The following is a 16,318-nucleotide window of genomic DNA, read 5'->3' as shown; positions in this document are numbered from 1 at the left end:
GCCGCTGCAGCCGCTGCTCCGGTTGCACCCGCGGTCGTCGGCGCCGCTGGGCCCGCAGCCGCGGCCACCGGCGGCGGATCATCCGCCTGCGTCTCGACGTCCGCTGCCAGGTACTGGTCCAGCAGCACGAAGAAGCGGTCATAGAAGCGGGCGTCCGTCACTGTCTCGCTGGCCACCTTGACCATGGCATCGTCACTCGCGGAAATGGGCACCGACAGCGACCCCAGCACGCCGACGCCGACGCTCGCGGAGTTGTTGGTCTTCTTCAGGCTGTAGCGGTCCTGCAGTGCACTGACGAAGGCCAGGGTGCTTTCGCGCCTGGCCTTGCCCTTGGCCGGCTGCGCCTCCCTGGCGCAGACCACGCGCACCTCGACCTCCAGGTGCACTTCATTGGCCGGCTGGAAGTTCTTGCGGCCGGTCACCAGGTCGGCGTTGGCGCCGGTGATCAGGTAGCCCTGGCTCAGCAGCGCACGGCGCGCCGCCTCGCAGGTCTGCGCGGAAGTCGCCGCAAAGGTACGTGTATGCGTGGTGGTGGAGTCGAACTCCTCGGTGTCATAGGAGATGCGCCGCGCCGAAAACGTGGTGCACCCTGCCAATGCCAGGGCCGCCAGCGCGGCACCGATCGCCCACCAGCGGGCACTCGAAACAGATTCAACGGGGCGGGAACACTTGGACGTCATGGGAGTGGGATGCTACCCGGCACATTGCCGGCCCAACTTCGAGCACGCGCGGCAGGCAAGCGTTCCCCGGTCCAGGACCTGTTCACACTGCCAACGGAAATCGCATGGTCCCTCAAGCGCCCAGATGCACGACATGATGGGCCCGCACGCGCCTGGCCTCGATGAGCCGTGCGTTCGGCTCGTCCGTGGCGGCCACCCATGCGCGGGCGGCCTCGGGGCTGCGACCGAATTGCTCGTGCCGCCGCACCAGCCGCTCATGCCGGAGCGCTTCATCCACGTCGATGTACCAGACCTCGTCGAACAGCGGCGCGATGGTGTGCCAATGCAGCAGGTAGTTGCCTTCGCTGATGATCAACTGCGTCTGCGGCAATACCGCGATGGCCCCGGCGACAGGCTCCTCGATCTCGCGCCGGAATTCGGGCGCGTAGACGATCTCGTCGTCGTCCTGCGAGCGCAGCCGCTCCAGCAACGTGCCGTAGCCGGCCTGGTCGAAGGTGTCCGGCGCACCCTTGCGCTCGGCGCGACCAAGTCGCGTCAGCTCGACGTTGGCCAGGTGGAAGCCGTCCATCGGCACCACCTGCGCACGCTCGCCGAACGCGGCCTGCAACGCGGCTGCGAAGGTCGACTTGCCGGAGCCCGGCGCACCGACCAACCCCAGCAGCCTGCGGCGGCCCGATGCAAGCAAGGATTCGACGCGCTCGAGCGCCGTGGCTGGAACCTGCATCATGCGATCACCTGAACATCAGGAAGTACAACAGGAAGATGTTGACCAGCAACAGCGCGGCCGCGGTGGGTATCTGCACCTTGATCACCGCGTTCTTGTCGGGCAGCTCCAGCAGTGCGGCCGGCACGATGTTGAAGTTGGCCGCCATCGGCGTCATCAACGTGCCGCAGTAACCGGAGAACATGCCGATGGCCGCCATCACCGCCGGGTCGCCGTGGTGGATGCCCACCAGCACCGGCACGCCGACGCCGCCCGTCATCACCGGGAACGCCGCGAAGCCGTTGCCCATGATGATGGTGAAGAGCGCCATGCCCACCACGTAGACGACCACCGCGACCAGGCGCATGTCCATGTTGATGTAGGCCGTGGTGACGTACGCCACCGCCTTGCCGACGCCCGCGTCCGAGAACACCAGGCCGAGCATGCCCAGCATCTGCGGCAGCACCACGGCCCAGCCGAGCGCATCGGTGAGGCGGCGCGATTCGCGCATCGCCTGCGCCGGCGTGTCACGCGTGAGCCAGCATGCGAGGATGAGCGCCACGATGCAGCCGACGCCCAGGCTGACCAGCGTGGTGTTCTTCGGGTCGAGCAGGAAGGCGTCGCCGATCTTCACCTTGCTCATCAGCACCGTGCCGATGACCGTGACCACCGGAATCGCCAGCGCCGGGATGAACAGCTTGTGGCCCAGCCGCGCGGCGCTGGCCTTGGCTTCCTTCTCGGGCAACGCATGGTGCTTGCCGTGGCCGACGCCGCCAAAGCCGGCGATCAATGCCATCAGCACCACGCCCGCGCCCATCCAGACCGGCGGGATCAGGTCGCCGACCAGGAAGACCAGGGCATAGAGCGCCCAGAACAGCGCACTGGTGAAGCGCTTGGGATGGTGGCTGTCGGCCAGCGTCATCCCTGCGGTCAGCAACAGGATCGCGCCGACCAGGTAGTAGAGGTAGTCGATCGAGAGGATCACGATGCGGCCCTCGCGGCTTCATCGCGCGCGGCCTCTTCGGCGAGCGCGCCGTTGGCCAGTTCCTTGTGCAACGCCTTGTCGAGCCGGCGCAGGCGCCACGCGTGGATGATGAAGGCCGAGATCGCCGTCGGAATGCCCCACAGCGCGATGTGCAGCGGCTCGACGTCGATGCCAGCCTCGTGCAGGAAGGTCGACATCAGCACGATGGCGCCGAAGGCCACGAAGATGTCCTCGCCGAAGAACAGGCCGACGTTGTCGGTCGCCGCGGCAAAGGCGCGCAGCTTGTAGCGGATGCGATCGGGCAGGCTGCCGTAGCGCGCTTCGGCGGCACCCTCTGCCATCGGCGCGATCAGCGGCCGCACCATCTGCGGATGGCCGCCCAGGCTGGTCAGGCCGACCGCGGCCGTGAGTTCGCGCGCGGCCAGGTACACGATGAGCAGGCGCCCGGTGGTCGCCGACTTGATGCGGCTGATCCAGTTCTGCGCATGCTGACGCAGGCCATGCCGCTCCAGCAGCCCGATCACCGCCAGCGGCAGCAGGATGATCAGCGGCAGGTTGCGCGTCTTGATGAAGCCGGTGCCGATCTCGGCCAGCACCTTCTCCACCGGAAAGCCCGCGGCAAAGGCGGTGACGATGGCGGTGACGACCACCACCAGCATCGGGTTGAAGCGCAGGGCGAAGCCCGCGATGATGACGGCCACGCCGATGAGCGGCCAGAGACTGACGGTAGTTTGCACCTTGGGATCCCCTTCGATGTTGGAGTCGTTATGAAGAACGACATCCTCGTCCAGCCGGCGCCTGCGTACAAGTCATACCGCCGCCGGTGCGGCGAATGCACGACGCTGTCGCGCCATCGCCGTGGGGAACCCGGCACCCGGGCCGTATCAACTCAAGGCGTCACGGGTACAGGCCGCGCTCCTGCCGCGCCATCAGGATGCGTTCGCAAGCCACGGCATAGGTGGCGGTGCGCAGCGTGATCTTGTGCTTGTCGGCCGTGTCCCAGATGTGGTTGAGCGCGTTCATCATGATGCGGTCGAGCCGCACGTTGATCTCGTCCTCGTCCCAGAAGAAGGACGAGAAGTCCTGCACCCATTCGAAGTACGACACCGTCACGCCGCCGGCGTTGCAGATCACGTCGGGCACCACCAGCACGCCGCGCTCGGCCAGGATGTCGTCGGCTTCCGGCACGGTCGGGCCGTTGGCGCCTTCGAGCACCAGCTTGGCCGTGGTCTTCTTCGCGCGCTCGGCGGTGATCTGGCCTTCCAGCGCGGCGGGGATGAGGATGTCGCAGGCCACGTCCCAGAACTTGTCGTTGGGCACCACGTCGCCGCCCTTGAAGCTCACCGCGCCGGCCACCGTGCGGGCGATCGGGATCAGCTTGGACAGGTCGAGTCCGTTCTCGTTGACGATGGTGCCAGTGTGGTCCTGCACCGCGACGATCTTCGCGCCCGCCTCGGCAAACAGTTCCGCCGCCACCGAGCCCACGTTGCCGAAGCCCTGCACCGCGATGCGCGCGCCGCGCAGGTCGAGCCCGAGCCGGCGCGCCGCCTCCCGGCCGGTGACGAACACGCCACGTCCCGTCGCCTTGACACGGCCGAGCGACCCGCCCAGGTGCAGCGGCTTGCCCGTGACCACGCCGGTGGCCGTGCCGCCGACGTTCATCGAATAGGTGTCCATCATCCAGGCCATGATCTGGCCGTTGGTGTTGACGTCGGGCGCGGGGATGTCGGTGTGCGGGCCGATGATGATGCCGATCTCGCTGGTGTAGCGGCGCGTGACCTTTTCCAGTTCCTTCAGCGACAGCGTCTTCGGGTCGACGCGGATACCGCCCTTGGCGCCGCCGTAGGGCAGGTTCACCGCGGCGGTCTTGACCGTCATCCAGGCCGACAGGGCCATCACTTCTTCCAGCGTCACGTCGGGGTGGAAGCGCACGCCGCCCTTGCCCGGTCCGCGCGACATGTTGTGCTGCACCCGGTAACCCTCGAAGTGCGCGACGCTGCCGTCATCCATCTCGATCGGCACGTCGACGATCAGCGCGCGCTTCGGGCGCTTGAGCGTCTCCGACCAGCGCGCGAGGTCGCCGAGATACGGAATCACGCGGTCGACTTGCTGGAGATAGGTGCCCCAGGGGCTGTTGGGAGTGGGATTGACGAAGGAAAGTTTTTCGCTCATGACGAAGCCTTGGTTGCCTTGGGTGGATGGATGGGCTGGACGATAGCCCTGTCGCCCGTGAAGCGCCACGCTTATGCGTGGATGCAGCGGGTGTTATGCGAAAGAGGTAAGGGGAATCCCGATGGAAGGCCGCGCCTTGCAGGTGATCGACTCGATCTTCGAAGGGCTGAGGCCTACGGAGCCTTGCCTGCTTGCGCATGCATAAACACAATGATAAAGTTGTGTTGTGATTCCCCCATTCGACTCCACCACTGGGAACCTTCCCGCAGGCGAGCACACTGCCACCTGGCAGGAGATGCTCGCCCGCTATGGCATCACCCCGTGGCGACTCAAACTGCTCGCCGGAATGCTGGATGCGTTGCGTCTGTTGAAGGCAGCGGGTTGCAAGCGCGTCTTCATCGACGGCAGTTTTGTCACTTCGAAAGAGGTGCCTGGTGACTTTGACGCCTGCTGGGATGCAGACGGCGTGGACTTTGACCTGATCGACGAGCGACTGCTGACATTCGACCGGGGCCGCGCCACGCAAAAAGCCGCTTTCATGGGCGAATTCTTCGTCGCCGACAGTGGCGCCGACCCGCAAGGGACTTTGTTTCGCGATTTCTTCCAGACCGACCGCGAGGGCCGACGAAAAGGCATCGTAGTCATCGATTTGAAGGACCTGCCATGATCACCAACCAACGCCAGTACATGATTGCCCAGAGCGCGGCCGACCGATTTCGCCAGGCTCTCGCAGCACCCGATGCGGGGGGGCTGCATCCAAAGGCGGCAAAGGCGATGCGGGATGGTGTGCGTAGCCAGCTTGATGACCTGGAAGAGGAACTGGCCGAATACGACGCCTTGCGCCAAGGGAGCGTGACTTCACTCGAGGCCGAGTCCATCGTCGGGATAGGCGGCGCGCTGATCAAGGCACGCATCGTGCGCAACCTGACGCAAAAGGAGCTTGCTGAGCGACTGGATATTGCCGAACAGCAGGTGCAGCGCTACGAAGCAACGCAATACCTGAGTGCTTCGACCGAGCGATTGCAGCAAGTCGCCGACGTCCTGAAGCTTCGGGTGCACGAGGTCTTCACCCTCGACCCGGCCTGACCCGCCGGTTGCAAATCTTCGAAGTGCGTTGCGCCGCAGCCCGTGGCGTCCCTCAGCCCCGCCCGCCAAATATCGCCGTCCCGATCCGCACCATCGTGCTCCCCGCCGCAACCGCGGCTTCAAGGTCCGCCGACATCCCCATCGACAGCACGTCGAGCGCGATGCCGTCGGCCCGGATCTGCTCATAGACGGCAGCCGCTCGCAGGAATAACGCCCGCTGCGCCTCGAAATCCGCCGCCGGCTCCGGAATCGCCATCAAACCCCGGAGCCGGAGCCGTGGCAGCGCCGCAACGGCCCGCGCCAATGCCAGCGCCTCATCCGCCGCCACGCCCGACTTGTTCGCCCCGCCATCCACGTTCACCTGCAGGCAGACCTGCAATGGCGCCAGTCCGGCCGGCCGCTGCTCGCTCAGCCGCTCGGCGATCTTCAGCCGGTCGATGCTGTGCACCCAGTCGAATTGCCCGGCCACGGGCCGCGTCTTGTTGCTCTGCAACGGGCCGATACAGTGCCATTCGATTTCGCCGCGCAGATCGGCGAGCATCTCGATCTTGGCCAGGCCCTCCTGCACGTAGTTCTCGCCAAAGGCGCGCTGGCCTGCTGCGCGGGCCTCCCGCAACGCCTCGGCCGGAAACGTTTTCGACACTGCAAGCAGGCGCACGCTTGCAGGATCTCGCCCAGCCGCTGTGCAGGCCGTCACAATCCGCGCCTGAACTTGCTGGAGCTTGTTCGCAATCATCGTCATAATCGTCAAAAATCGTATCAAAACGTCACCGGACGGATTTCGGCCGGCGCGTCACTGCTGATTGAGGAGCCTCGTGGACATTACCCAATTGCTGGCGTTCAGCGTCAAGAACAAGGCATCGGACCTGCACCTTTCCTCGGGGCTGCCCCCGATGATCCGGGTGCACGGCGATGTGCGGCGCATCAATGTCGACGCGCTCGACCACAAGCAGGTGCATGCCATGGTGTACGACATCATGAGCGACACCCACCGCAAGCACTACGAGGAATTCCTGGAAGTCGACTTCTCGTTCGAGATCGAAGGCCTGGCCCGCTTCCGCGTCAATGCCTTCAACCAGTCGCGCGGCGCGGCAGCGGTGTTCCGGACCATTCCCTCGAAGATCCTGTCGCTGGAGCAACTCAACGCGCCGAAGATCTTCGCGGACCTGGCCCTGCGCCCGCGCGGCTTGGTGCTGGTGACCGGGCCGACCGGCTCCGGCAAGTCGACCACGCTGGCGGCGATGGTCAACTACCTCAACGAAACCGAGTACGGCCACATCCTCACGGTGGAAGACCCGATCGAATTCGTGCACGAGTCGAAGAAGTGCCTGATCAACCAGCGTGAAGTCGGGCCGATGACGCTGAGCTTTGCCGCGGCGCTGCGCTCCGCCCTGCGCGAAGACCCGGACGCGATCCTGGTCGGTGAAATGCGCGACCTGGAAACGATCCGCCTGGCCATGACGGCGGCGGAAACGGGCCATCTGGTGTTCGGCACGCTGCACACGTCCTCCGCGGCCAAGACCATCGACCGGATCATCGACGTGTTCCCCGGCGAAGAGAAGGACATGATCCGCGCGATGCTCTCGGAGTCCTTGCAGGCCGTGATCTCGCAGACGCTGTGCAAGACCAAGGACGGCCAGGGCCGCGTCGCGGCACACGAGATCATGCTGGGCACGCCCGCCATCCGGAACCTGATTCGCGAAGGCAAGGTCGCGCAGATGTATTCGTCGATCCAGACCGGCCAGGGCCAGGGCATGCAGACGCTGGACCAGAACCTCACCGACCTTGTTCGCCGCAGTGTCATTTCCGCCGCAGAGGCGCGCGGCAAGGCCAAGATTCCCGAGAATTTCCCCGGCTGACCATGGCTCTCCCCCAGGTCGTTGCGCACTGCGTGCGTCACTCTCACCCCCTCACCGGGGGCGACACCAGCGGCCCGGCAAAGCCGGTTCCGCGGTGTCCCTGGAAGGGGATGGCTTGCATTCTGGACTTCGGCATCTTCGACATCAGCGTGAGCAACTAAGCGACAACAGGAGTTCATCATGGAACGCGATCAAGCCAGCCAGTTCATCAACGACCTGCTCAAGCTCATGGTGAGCCGCAACGGCAGCGACTTGTTCATCACTGCGGACTTTCCGCCGGCGATCAAGGTCGACGGCAAGGTGATCAAGGTCTCGGGGCAGGCGCTCGGTGCGCAGCACACGCTGGCCTTGGTGCGCTCGATCATGAACGACCGGCAGACGGCCGAGTTCGAGCGCACCAAGGAGTGCAATTTCGCGATCTCGCCGACCTCGATCGGCCGCTTCCGCGTGAACGCCTTCGTGCAGCAGGGCAAGGTCGGCATGGTGATGCGGACCATCCCGCAGAAGCTGCCGACCATCGACGGCCTGGGCATGCCGCAGGTGCTGAAGGACGTGGCGATGAGCAAGCGCGGCCTGACCATCCTTGTGGGCGCGACGGGCTCCGGCAAGTCGACCACGCTGGCCGCCATCGTCGACTGGCGCAACGAGAATTCGCAGGGCCACATCGTGACGGTGGAAGACCCGATCGAGTTCGTGCATCCGCACAAGAACTGCGTGGTGACGCAGCGCGAAGTGGGCATCGACACCGACAGTTGGGAAGCGGCGCTCAAGAACACGCTGCGCCAGGCGCCGGACGTGATCCTGATGGGCGAGATCCGCGACCGCGAGACGATGGACCATGCCATCGCCTTTGCCGAGACCGGCCACCTGTGTCTGGCCACGCTGCATGCCAACAGTGCCAACCAGGCGCTGGACCGGATCATCAACTTCTTCCCCGAGGAGCGCCGCGCGCAGTTGCTGATGGACCTGTCGCTGAACCTGCGTTCGCTGGTGTCGCAACGCCTGATCCCGACCGAAGACGGCCGCGGCCGCGTCGCGGCGGTGGAGATCCTGCTGAACACACCGCTGATCTCCGACATGATCTTCAAGGGCGAGGTCGGCGAGATCAAGGAGATCATGAGGAAGAGCCGCAACCTCGGCATGCAGACCTTCGACCAGGCGCTGTACGACCTGTTCGAATACAACGCGATCTCGCTGGAAGACGCGCTGCGCAACGCCGACTCGCAGAACGATCTGCGGCTGCAGATCAAGCTCAACAGCCAGCGTGCGCGGACCACGGACCTGTCGGCCGGCACGGAGCACTTCGCGATCGTCTGAGGCTTGTGCCTGTTCGGTCGCAGCCAAAAGCGGACTTGGCCGTACGCAGAGGACGCGAAGGTTACGCGAAGGACGCGAAAGAAGACCAAAGGCTTTCATTGTGAGCCTTGGCTTCTTTGGCTTCCTTGCCTTCTTTGCGTCCTTCGCGTTTCTTTGCGTCCTTCGCGTCCTTCGCGTACGGTCAAGCCCGATCCCGCATTCGTGTAGTTCCCACAAGGCGGCTGACATGACACGCGGCGTTGATAAGCTCGCCGGATGACTTCCCTCATCTCCTCCAGGACCTACGACGCCATTCCCCCACGCAAGCTCGCCTTCCTTGGCCTCGGCGTGATGGGCTATCCGATGGCAGGGCATCTTGCCCTCGCGGGTCACAGCGTCACCGTCTACAACCGAACCGCCGCCAAATCAGCCGACTGGGTTGCGCAACTCACAGAGGCCAAGGCGCCGGGCACGCTGGCCAATGCCACCACGCCGCGCGAAGCCGCTGCGGGAGCCGACATCGTGTTCTGCTGCGTCGGCAATGACGACGACTTGCGTTCCGTCGTGCTCGGCGACGACGGCGCGTTCGCAGGCATGACGAAGGGCGCAGTGTTCGTAGACCACACCACCGCGTCGGCCGACGTGGCGCGCGAGCTTTCCAGGTCGGCGCTGGCCGCGGGCCTGCAGTTCATCGATGCCCCGGTGTCGGGCGGCCAGGCCGGCGCCCAGAACGGTGGGCTCACCGTGATGTGCGGCGGCGACGCGGCCGCTTTCGAGCAGGTCAAGCCGGCGATTGCGCACTTCGCACGCGCCGTCACCTTGCTGGGCGACAGCGGCGCGGGCCAACTGGCCAAGATGGTCAACCAGATCTGCATCGCCGGGCTGGTGCAGGGTTTGAGCGAGGCCATCGCCTTCGGCCAGCGCGCGGGCCTGGACATGGAGGCGGTGCTCGCGGTCATCGGCAAGGGCGCGGCGCAGAGCTGGCAGATGGACAACCGCGGCAAGACCATGATCGACGGCAAGTTCGACTACGGCTTCGCGGTCGACTGGATGCGCAAGGACCTGGGCCTGGTGCTCGACGAGGCCAAGCGCAACGGTGCGCGCCTGCCGGTGACGGCGCTGGTCGACCAGTTCTACGCAGATGTGCAGCAGGCCGGAGGCCGACGCTGGGACACCTCAAGCCTGATCACGCGATTGAAGTAAAGGCGGCTCTTGCGACTTTGCAATCGAGCGCAGGACAAGGCGGAGCGCCGCAGACAGTGCTGTAGCAAGGCAATCCAGCGCAGTGATGCGTTTGATTGCGAAGTCGTATCAGCGAACCGGCGAGGTCACCACGCCATTGTTCGCGGGCGGCGCGCCGTTCGCCGGCGGCAGCGGCGCCATTGGCGGCAGCGGCACGCGTGACGACGACGCAGAAGTCCCCGCCCCCGCGTCCTGCACCGGCGCCTGCGCCGGCGCGGCGGGCGCGGCAGCGCTACCCGTGCGCTGCATATTGGCCAGCTCGGCATCGGTGACGATATCGAGCACACGCACCACCTTCGAGACGCCCGAGACGCCGCGCGCGATGTCGCTGGCGCGGTCGGCCTCGCGGCGCGTGGCGATGCCCATGATGTAGACCACGCTGCGCTCGGTCACGACCTTGAATGAGTTGGCAAAGATGTCCTTGGCATCGAGCAGGGAGGCCTTGACCTTGCCGGTGAGGTAGGTGTCGTTCGAGCGGTCGGCCAGGTTGCTGCCCGGGCCCACCACGACTTCGTTGACCACCGCGCGCACGTTCTCGATGCGCTGGATCTCGCTGCCCACGCGCTGCTTGTCGGCCTCGCTGCCGACCGTGCCGACCAGCAGCACCTGGCGGTTGTAGCTGACCACCGTCACGTTCATGTTGTCGTTGGCGATCTGGCTGACGCGCGCGGCGCCGCGCAGTTCGATGGCCTGGTCATCGACCTGCACGCCCGAGCTGCGGCGGTCCGTCGCGACCATGCCCGCACCCGCCACCGCCGCGCCGCCCACCACCAGCGGCACGCAGCCCGGAAGGCTGGCGGCCAATGCGGCGACCGCTGTGAAGGCAATGAGCAGGCGTTGTGCGGAACGGGTCTTCATGGACGGTTTTTCCTGTGCGTTTTGGGGTGCAAGCAGCGGTCGCGCAGTCAGTTTAGCCCACTGTTTTTCATGCGAGCGATGCCAGGAAGGCGTGAAGATTTCGCAGCGAGGTCGGTAGCCGCAGTAGAAATATTCACAGCTTCTTCAGGCCGGGAGTTGCGATGCGTCGTTCTCCTGCTCGCCGAGCAGTTGCGCGTCCACGCCATCGCAGAGGCAATGCAGGGCCAGCAGGTGGACTTCGTGGATGCGCGCCGCGCGTTCGTGGGGTACGCAGACCTGGACATCGGTCTCGCGCAAGGCGCGTCCGACGACGCCGCCATTGCTTGTGCGTCCGCCGCCGGGCGCGAGGCCGAGCAAGGCCACGACAGTCATGTCGCGCGCATGCGCCGCCTCCACCGCGGCCAGGACCCCCGCCGATTGGCCGCTGGCGCTGAGCACCAGCAGCACGTCGCCGGCCTGGCCCAGGGCGCGCACCTGGCGCGCGAAGCGGTCGGCGTCGGCGGCCTGGGGCGTATCGGCCAGCGGGTCGGCGCTGTCGCCGGCGAGCGCGATGGCGCCGAGTTCCGGCCGGTCGCGTTCGAAGCGGCCCACGAATTGCGCAGCGAACTGCGCGGCCAGCAAGCCGGACACGCCGGCGCCGCACGCGAGGATCTTGCCGCCGCTGGTGACGCACGCAAGCAGCGCCTGCATTGCCTGGGAAATGGGCTTGCTGAGGACAGTGCCCGCCTGGTACTTGAGGTCGGCGCTGTCGATGAAGTGCTGCTGGATGCGTTGCTCGAGCATGGTCCTGATGTTAACGATGTACTTGGCTATTGAAGGCCGATGGCCGCAGTGGTTCCTTGCCAGCCTTTACGGTGTGCAGATTTCGTAGCGAGGGCGCTGCCGGGAGGCCGGTTCGCGGAGCGGAACCGTACTCCTGTACGGTGAGCACCGCAGGCCCGAGATCGGCGTCCGCAGTAGAAATATTCACACCTTCAGGAGAATGCGCCCTGGAGCCACTCGATGCGGCCGGCCTCGACCAGCACCACGTCAAAGCGGCACGGCGGCAGGGTGCGCAGTTTCATCAGGTAGTGCCGCGCGGCGAGGATGACGCGATGCTGCTTGAGGCCGGTGATGCTGCCACCGGCGCCGCCATGCGAGCCGCTCGCACGCCGCCGCACCTCGACGAACACCAGCGTCTGGTCGCGCGGGTCGCGCATGATCAGGTCGATCTCGCCGCCGCCGCGACCCGGGGTCCGATAATTGCGCGCGACAAACACGAGGCCCGCCTCGAGCAGATGCGCAAGCGCCGCGTCCTCGCCGGCATCGCCGCGCTGCTTGGTTGTCACGCCGGTGCGCACAGCACCGCTTCTTCCTGATGGCTTGTTCTGGAGAAACACCTTTGAGCTCCCTGATACCCGCCTCGTTCGGCGCCGCACTCCAGGCGGCACGCGATGCCGCGGGTGCGCAGCATTATCCGCAAGGCACGCTGTACGTCGTCGCGACGCCGATCGGCAACCTGGCCGACATCACCTTGCGTGCCCTGCATGTGCTGGAGATCGCCGATGCCATCGCCTGCGAGGACACGCGCCACACCCAGGGCATGCTGCGCGCCTATGGCATCGACCGGCCGGGCGCGCGACTGCTGGCCGTGCACCAGCACAACGAAGCCGAGGCGGCGCACGGCGTGATCGCGCGACTGGCGCAAGGGGAACGCATCGCCTATGTGAGCGACGCCGGCACGCCCGGCGTGAGCGACCCCGGCGCGCGACTTGCAGCCGCGGTGCGCGAGGCCGGCCACCGGGTGTTGCCTCTGCCGGGAGCGAGCAGCGTCACGACGCTGTTGAGTGCGGCCGGCCTGGTGGGCGCGGAGGACGACGGCAGCGCCTTCGTCTTTGCCGGCTTCCTGCCGACCAAGGCCGGCGAGCGCGACGCGGCCGTGCAGCGGCTCGCGCAGGAGCCGCGCGCGGTGCTGCTGCTGGAAGCTCCGCATCGCATCGAGGCGATGGCGCGCGCACTGGCCGTGCTGGGGACGCGACGGGTGACATTGGGTCGCGAGTTGACCAAGCAGTTCGAGGAGATCGCGACCGTCCCCGCGCAGGACCTGGCCGGCTGGCTGGCCGCGGGATCGCAACGCACGCGCGGCGAATTTGCCCTGGTGCTGCACCCTGCCGCGAAGACGCCGGACGGCGCCGGCGACGGCGAGCGCGTCCTGAGACTGCTGCTGGCCGAGTTGCCGGTGAAGACGGCGGTGAAGCTCGCCGCGGAAATCAGCGGCGCGCCGCGCAACGGGCTCTATGAGATGGCGCTGAAGCTGCGGGCGGGCGATTCGCGCGAGGACTGAACGGCACGGCCTGATTCGGTTTCACGGCACGCATGAAACGAGGGTGAGCACCGCCTGTTCGTGGGCACCCGCGGAACCGGCTTTGCCGGGCCGCTGGGTGCGCCCCCTTGAGGGGGAGCGCCGCAGGCGCATTCGGGGGTGGGTTTCATTTCACTCATCCAGCTCCGGATAGCGCCTGAAGATCCCATCCTCGTTGAAAGCAATCCGCCGCGGGCTTTTCAGGTACTCCTGCACCCGCTGCCGCCGCGCCACGTTGTCGTGCAGCTTCACCACCGCCGGGGCCGCCGCCAGTGCACGGGCGGAGGCCTTCGGGAAGGCGTAGCGCAAGCCTTCCACCAACTGGAACAGCGACAGGTCCGCATAGCTCAGCGTATCGCCGACGAGGTGCGTGTCGCCGACGGGGTTGCGTCGCAGCACCTGCTCGAACCAGTTCAGGAACTTGGGGATGCGCTCCTCGCGGAACGATTGGGCCACGCGCGCGGCTTCGGGCTTCTGGTCCTCGTAGTAGAGACCGGTGCCGACCGGGTGGTGCGTGTCGTGCGCCTCGGCCACCGCGTCCGCGATGGTGAGCTGGATCTGGTGGGTCCAGACCCGCTCCTGTTCCGTGTCGCCGACGAGGTGCAGGCGCGGGCCGAGGTACAGCAGGATGGCGGCGGTCTGGCCGATCACGACGCTGCCGTGGACGAGAAAAGGCGGCGCGAAAGGCGGCCAGGGATTGTGCGGGTCCTTCAGGTGACGCACCAGGGCCGTCTGGCCGCCGCCGCGCCCGGGCTTTTCGCGCGCCACGTCGACGTAGTCGACGCCGCTCGCCTCGAGCGCCAGCCGGACGAATTCGCCACGGCCCTGGATCGTGGGCCAGTAGTGCAGTTGGTAGGTCATCTCGAATAGTCTCGATATTTTTGCCGTGTTTCGCTTGCAAGCTTCAAGCCAGACCCGGGCGCGCAGCGATGGCTGCGCTGGTATCCGCGCAGGGCAAAGTCAGGGTTGACCCGAAGAAATGGACTTTGATCGACACTCGAACTAACTCGTTTCGCCGCTACAGTCTCCCCTTCCCTCCCTCCTTAATTTCCCGAAAGAGTCGCGATGTCCCATGCCATCTATCCCTCGCTGAAGGGCCGTACCGTTTTCATCTCCGGAGGCGCCTCGGGCATTGGCGCCGACGTGGTCGCGGCCTTCGCGGCGCAGGGCTCGAACGTCGGCTTCGTCGACATCGACGACAAGTCGGGCGAGGCGCTGGCGCAGAAGCTCGGCGCCGGCACGGTGTTCTACCAACACTGCGACATCACCGACATCGAGGCCCTGCGTGCCGCCATCGCCGCCGTGCGCGCGCGCTTCGGCCCGATTGGCGCGCTGGTCAACAACGCCGCCAACGACACCCGCCACAAGGTGGCCGAGGTGACGCCCGAGTTCTTCGACCGCACGGTGGCGGTCAACCTCAAGCACCAGTACTTCGCGGCCCAGGCGGTGGCGCCGGACATGGCGCAACTGGGCATGGGCAGCATCATCAACCTGGGTTCGGTGAGCTGGATGAACAAGAACGCCGACCTCTCGGTCTACGCCACCTGCAAGTCGGCGGCGCAAGGCCTCACGCGGACACTCGCGCGCGACCTCGGCAAGCAGAACATCCGGGTCAACACGATCGTGCCGGGCTGGGTGATGACGGAGCGCCAGCTGAAGCTCTGGGTCAAGCCCGAATCCGGCGCCGAGATCGACGCCGCCCAATGCCTGCCGGGCCGCGTGATGGGCACCGACATCGCCGCGATGGCGCTGTTCCTGGCGGCGGACGATTCGCGCATGTGCAGCGCGCAGAACTTCATCGTGGACGCCGGCTGGAGCTGATCGGCGCCAAGCGACAGTTCGGACACGTGCTTGTGACTTTTGTGAACTTTCGTATGTGAAATTTGCTGGATTTCAGATCCGAATGTAAGCACAATCGCTTACATGTCACAAAGAGCACACAGTTCTCACGAATGGTGGAAAGATAAGTCCGACCCGACGGAGTTGGCGGCTTTCCGGGAGTCCTACCTTGCGGCGGAACGCGAACGGCGCAAGGCCGGATGGCGCCGCAACATGATGCTGCTGGTGCTGGCGGTGGCCACGCCACTGTTGATCCGCCTGGTGGTTGCCTTGTGAGTCTGGGGGATTCGTCACGCGAGCGCCTGGAGGGGCCGGCGGACGGTGCGCTGCGCCTGACTGGCGATCAACTGTTTCAGATTGCCCGCACGGTGCGCGCACAGCCGGCGGCCGACGCCCGGACCGCCCAGGCCGTGGCCACCGCGCTGGAGTCCGTCGCGCAGCGGCGGGCCGCGCGCGAACGGCTGCGCAAGGAATTCAGCACCTTCCCTTCATTTCGCAAGGCGGCGAAATGGGCGACTTCCACTTTCTGAGGCAGCGCCGCTTTCGGGCCATGCCGGCGCGGGTCGCGCGCAATGCCGCCGGTGCCGCGATCCGCAGCGGATCCGGTCGAGGTTCAAACGCCCATTGACGCGGGAGCCCGGGTGCCGGGATGCGACGTGGCGAACGGCCCAGGCATTACGGCCTGTGAACGAGCACATGCCCCCGACACGCCACCACGCCGATCCACGCCAGCACCGCCGCGAGCCCCAAGCCGGCCTGTGTGAGCGCCAGCCCGGCCGGCCCCCATTGCGCGACGGCCAGGCCCACGCCCATCGTCAGCGCCGCGTAGCCGATGGCGGGGCGCAAGGGCGACGTGCCCTGGCGGCTGCGTCGGTCCGGCGACCAGAGCTGTCCCGTCCATGCGAGCGACCAGGCGCTCCCATGCGCCAGTGCGACGCCGAGCAGGTTCCACGGCGCGCTCGCCCAGACGGCCGCGACTGCGCCCGCCGCCAGCAGCAGCGTGCACGCCAGCGCCAGGACGCGCGCCGGCCAACGGCCGACCGATTGCCGAAGCAACAGTGCCGGCAGGAACATCGCGGCGAAATGCAGCGCCACCATGCCCTGCGGCGCCATCGCGTCGGTGCGGCACCAGGCCACCATCATCGGCAGCGTCGCCATCATCGGCAGCATCGCCAGGCCGGCGAGCAGCACCGGCCATTGCTGCGCGTCGCGCCACGCGCCAGCGGGCCACGCGGGTAGCGAGCAGTCGAACAGGCC

The 16,318-nt window shown here is 66.5% G+C and carries 20 protein-coding genes; 9 read left to right on the top strand and 11 right to left on the bottom strand.

Going from position 1 to position 16,318, the window contains the following annotated elements:
* From HB681_RS36810 to HB681_RS36790, 5 genes are all read right to left on the bottom strand, one after another.
* The coding region (locus HB681_RS36810) for a DUF2242 domain-containing protein (protein WP_213959849.1) at nt 1–680 on the bottom strand (680 nt) is incomplete at its 3' end.
* A 112-nt stretch (nt 681–792) separates the two neighbouring features.
* Nucleotides 793–1,407, bottom strand: coding sequence for a nucleoside/nucleotide kinase family protein (locus tag HB681_RS36805; RefSeq protein ID WP_213959848.1), 615 nt, complete (start codon nt 1,405–1,407; stop codon nt 793–795).
* 4 nt (nt 1,408–1,411) lie between these two features.
* Nucleotides 1,412–2,368, bottom strand: coding sequence for a DUF979 domain-containing protein (locus HB681_RS36800; RefSeq protein ID WP_213959847.1), 957 nt, complete (start codon nt 2,366–2,368; stop codon nt 1,412–1,414).
* Nucleotides 2,365–3,105, bottom strand: coding sequence for a DUF969 domain-containing protein (locus tag HB681_RS36795; protein ID WP_213959846.1), 741 nt, complete (start codon nt 3,103–3,105; stop codon nt 2,365–2,367). The genes HB681_RS36800 and HB681_RS36795 overlap by 4 nt, the downstream gene beginning before the upstream one ends.
* Nucleotides 3,106–3,265: 160 nt before the next feature.
* A complete protein-coding gene (locus tag HB681_RS36790) occupies nt 3,266–4,540 on the bottom strand; it encodes a Glu/Leu/Phe/Val dehydrogenase (RefSeq protein WP_213959845.1) in 1,275 nt (424 codons plus the stop codon).
* A gap of 295 nt (nt 4,541–4,835) precedes the next feature.
* Between HB681_RS36790 and HB681_RS36785 the strand changes: the two genes are divergently transcribed.
* Nucleotides 4,836–5,207 carry a hypothetical protein gene (locus tag HB681_RS36785; protein ID WP_213959844.1) on the top strand — a complete coding sequence of 124 codons (372 nt, stop codon included), beginning with the start codon at nt 4,836–4,838 and terminating at the stop codon, nt 5,205–5,207.
* Nucleotides 5,204–5,626 carry a helix-turn-helix transcriptional regulator gene (locus HB681_RS36780; RefSeq protein WP_213959843.1) on the top strand — a complete coding sequence of 141 codons (423 nt, stop codon included), beginning with the start codon at nt 5,204–5,206 and terminating at the stop codon, nt 5,624–5,626. Before HB681_RS36785 ends, HB681_RS36780 begins: the two co-directional genes overlap by 4 nt.
* 52 nt (nt 5,627–5,678) lie before the next feature.
* Here the strand turns inward: HB681_RS36780 and HB681_RS36775 are convergent, their stop codons facing one another.
* Nucleotides 5,679–6,368 (bottom strand): YggS family pyridoxal phosphate-dependent enzyme, encoded by a 690-nt coding sequence (locus tag HB681_RS36775; RefSeq protein ID WP_213959842.1) that lies wholly within the window; start codon nt 6,366–6,368, stop codon nt 5,679–5,681.
* 73 nt (nt 6,369–6,441) lie between these two features.
* Between HB681_RS36775 and HB681_RS36770 the strand changes: the two genes are divergently transcribed.
* The 3 genes from HB681_RS36770 to HB681_RS36760 all read left to right on the top strand — a co-directional run bounded on the left by HB681_RS36770 (nt 6,442) and on the right by HB681_RS36760 (nt 9,984).
* Complete coding sequence (locus HB681_RS36770) at nt 6,442–7,485, top strand: type IV pilus twitching motility protein PilT (RefSeq protein ID WP_213959841.1); 1,044 nt, start codon at nt 6,442–6,444, stop codon at nt 7,483–7,485.
* A gap of 180 nt (nt 7,486–7,665) precedes the next feature.
* The gene (locus tag HB681_RS36765; protein ID WP_213959840.1) at nt 7,666–8,802 is read left to right on the top strand and encodes a PilT/PilU family type 4a pilus ATPase; all 1,137 of its coding nucleotides are present in this window, start codon (nt 7,666–7,668) and stop codon (nt 8,800–8,802) included.
* Between the two features lie 255 nt (nt 8,803–9,057).
* Nucleotides 9,058–9,984, top strand: a complete 927-nt coding sequence (locus HB681_RS36760; protein WP_213959839.1) for an NAD(P)-dependent oxidoreductase — start codon at nt 9,058–9,060, stop codon at nt 9,982–9,984.
* A gap of 108 nt (nt 9,985–10,092) precedes the next feature.
* Here the strand turns inward: HB681_RS36760 and HB681_RS36755 are convergent, their stop codons facing one another.
* The 3 genes from HB681_RS36755 to HB681_RS36745 all read right to left on the bottom strand — a co-directional run bounded on the left by HB681_RS36755 (nt 10,093) and on the right by HB681_RS36745 (nt 12,221).
* Entirely contained in the window at nt 10,093–10,881 is a 789-nt protein-coding gene (locus HB681_RS36755; RefSeq protein ID WP_213959838.1) for a BON domain-containing protein, read from the bottom strand.
* A 144-nt stretch (nt 10,882–11,025) separates the two neighbouring features.
* Nucleotides 11,026–11,664 (bottom strand): SIS domain-containing protein, encoded by a 639-nt coding sequence (locus HB681_RS36750; RefSeq protein WP_213959837.1) that lies wholly within the window; start codon nt 11,662–11,664, stop codon nt 11,026–11,028.
* A gap of 191 nt (nt 11,665–11,855) precedes the next feature.
* The gene (locus HB681_RS36745; protein ID WP_213959836.1) at nt 11,856–12,221 is read right to left on the bottom strand and encodes a YraN family protein; all 366 of its coding nucleotides are present in this window, start codon (nt 12,219–12,221) and stop codon (nt 11,856–11,858) included.
* Between the two features lie 41 nt (nt 12,222–12,262).
* Between HB681_RS36745 and rsmI the strand changes: the two genes are divergently transcribed.
* The gene (gene rsmI / locus HB681_RS36740; protein ID WP_256354733.1) at nt 12,263–13,204 is read left to right on the top strand and encodes a 16S rRNA (cytidine(1402)-2'-O)-methyltransferase; all 942 of its coding nucleotides are present in this window, start codon (nt 12,263–12,265) and stop codon (nt 13,202–13,204) included.
* Nucleotides 13,205–13,354: 150 nt separating this feature from the next.
* On the opposite strand, the gene HB681_RS36735 is transcribed toward rsmI, so the two are convergent.
* Nucleotides 13,355–14,083 carry a glutathione S-transferase gene (locus HB681_RS36735; protein WP_213959834.1) on the bottom strand — a complete coding sequence of 243 codons (729 nt, stop codon included), beginning with the start codon at nt 14,081–14,083 and terminating at the stop codon, nt 13,355–13,357.
* A gap of 204 nt (nt 14,084–14,287) precedes the next feature.
* Here HB681_RS36735 and HB681_RS36730 point away from each other — a divergent pair, with 204 nt between their 5' ends.
* From HB681_RS36730 to HB681_RS36720, 3 genes are all read left to right on the top strand, one after another.
* The gene (locus HB681_RS36730; protein WP_213959833.1) at nt 14,288–15,043 is read left to right on the top strand and encodes an SDR family oxidoreductase; all 756 of its coding nucleotides are present in this window, start codon (nt 14,288–14,290) and stop codon (nt 15,041–15,043) included.
* Nucleotides 15,044–15,145: 102 nt separating this feature from the next.
* Nucleotides 15,146–15,337, top strand: coding sequence for a hypothetical protein (locus HB681_RS36725; protein WP_213959832.1), 192 nt, complete (start codon nt 15,146–15,148; stop codon nt 15,335–15,337).
* Nucleotides 15,334–15,591, top strand: coding sequence for a hypothetical protein (locus tag HB681_RS36720; RefSeq protein WP_213959831.1), 258 nt, complete (start codon nt 15,334–15,336; stop codon nt 15,589–15,591). Before HB681_RS36725 ends, HB681_RS36720 begins: the two co-directional genes overlap by 4 nt.
* A 145-nt stretch (nt 15,592–15,736) precedes the next feature.
* Here HB681_RS36720 and HB681_RS36715 read toward each other — a convergent pair.
* Nucleotides 15,737–16,318: hypothetical protein (locus HB681_RS36715; RefSeq protein WP_213959830.1), on the bottom strand; the 582-nt coding region annotated here is incomplete at its 5' end.

Origin of the sequence: Variovorax sp. dw_954, assembly GCF_018449755.1 — a bacterium.
Lineage (GTDB): Bacteria > Pseudomonadota > Gammaproteobacteria > Burkholderiales > Burkholderiaceae_C > Variovorax.
Note: the sequence above shows the minus strand (reverse complement) of the source record. Positions and strands in the feature narration are given on the sequence as shown.

Bases quoted from the DNA above. Each gene is read 5' to 3' on its own strand.
- HB681_RS36805 (WP_213959848.1), bottom strand. From the start codon at position 1,407: ATGATGCAGGTTCCAGCCACGGCGCTCGAGCGCGTCGAATCCTTGCTT.
- HB681_RS36790 (WP_213959845.1), bottom strand. From the start codon at position 4,540: ATGAGCGAAAAACTTTCCTTCGTCAATCCCACTCCCAACAGCCCCTGG.
- HB681_RS36785 (WP_213959844.1), top strand. From the start codon at position 4,836: ATGCTCGCCCGCTATGGCATCACCCCGTGGCGACTCAAACTGCTCGCC.
- HB681_RS36780 (WP_213959843.1), top strand. From the start codon at position 5,204: ATGATCACCAACCAACGCCAGTACATGATTGCCCAGAGCGCGGCCGAC.
- HB681_RS36775 (WP_213959842.1), bottom strand. From the start codon at position 6,368: ATGACGATGATTGCGAACAAGCTCCAGCAAGTTCAGGCGCGGATTGTG.
- HB681_RS36765 (WP_213959840.1), top strand. From the start codon at position 7,666: ATGGAACGCGATCAAGCCAGCCAGTTCATCAACGACCTGCTCAAGCTC.
- HB681_RS36760 (WP_213959839.1), top strand. From the start codon at position 9,058: ATGACTTCCCTCATCTCCTCCAGGACCTACGACGCCATTCCCCCACGC.
- HB681_RS36755 (WP_213959838.1), bottom strand. From the start codon at position 10,881: ATGAAGACCCGTTCCGCACAACGCCTGCTCATTGCCTTCACAGCGGTC.
- HB681_RS36750 (WP_213959837.1), bottom strand. From the start codon at position 11,664: ATGCTCGAGCAACGCATCCAGCAGCACTTCATCGACAGCGCCGACCTC.
- HB681_RS36735 (WP_213959834.1), bottom strand. From the start codon at position 14,083: ATGACCTACCAACTGCACTACTGGCCCACGATCCAGGGCCGTGGCGAA.
- HB681_RS36730 (WP_213959833.1), top strand. From the start codon at position 14,288: ATGTCCCATGCCATCTATCCCTCGCTGAAGGGCCGTACCGTTTTCATC.
- HB681_RS36725 (WP_213959832.1), top strand. From the start codon at position 15,146: ATGTCACAAAGAGCACACAGTTCTCACGAATGGTGGAAAGATAAGTCC.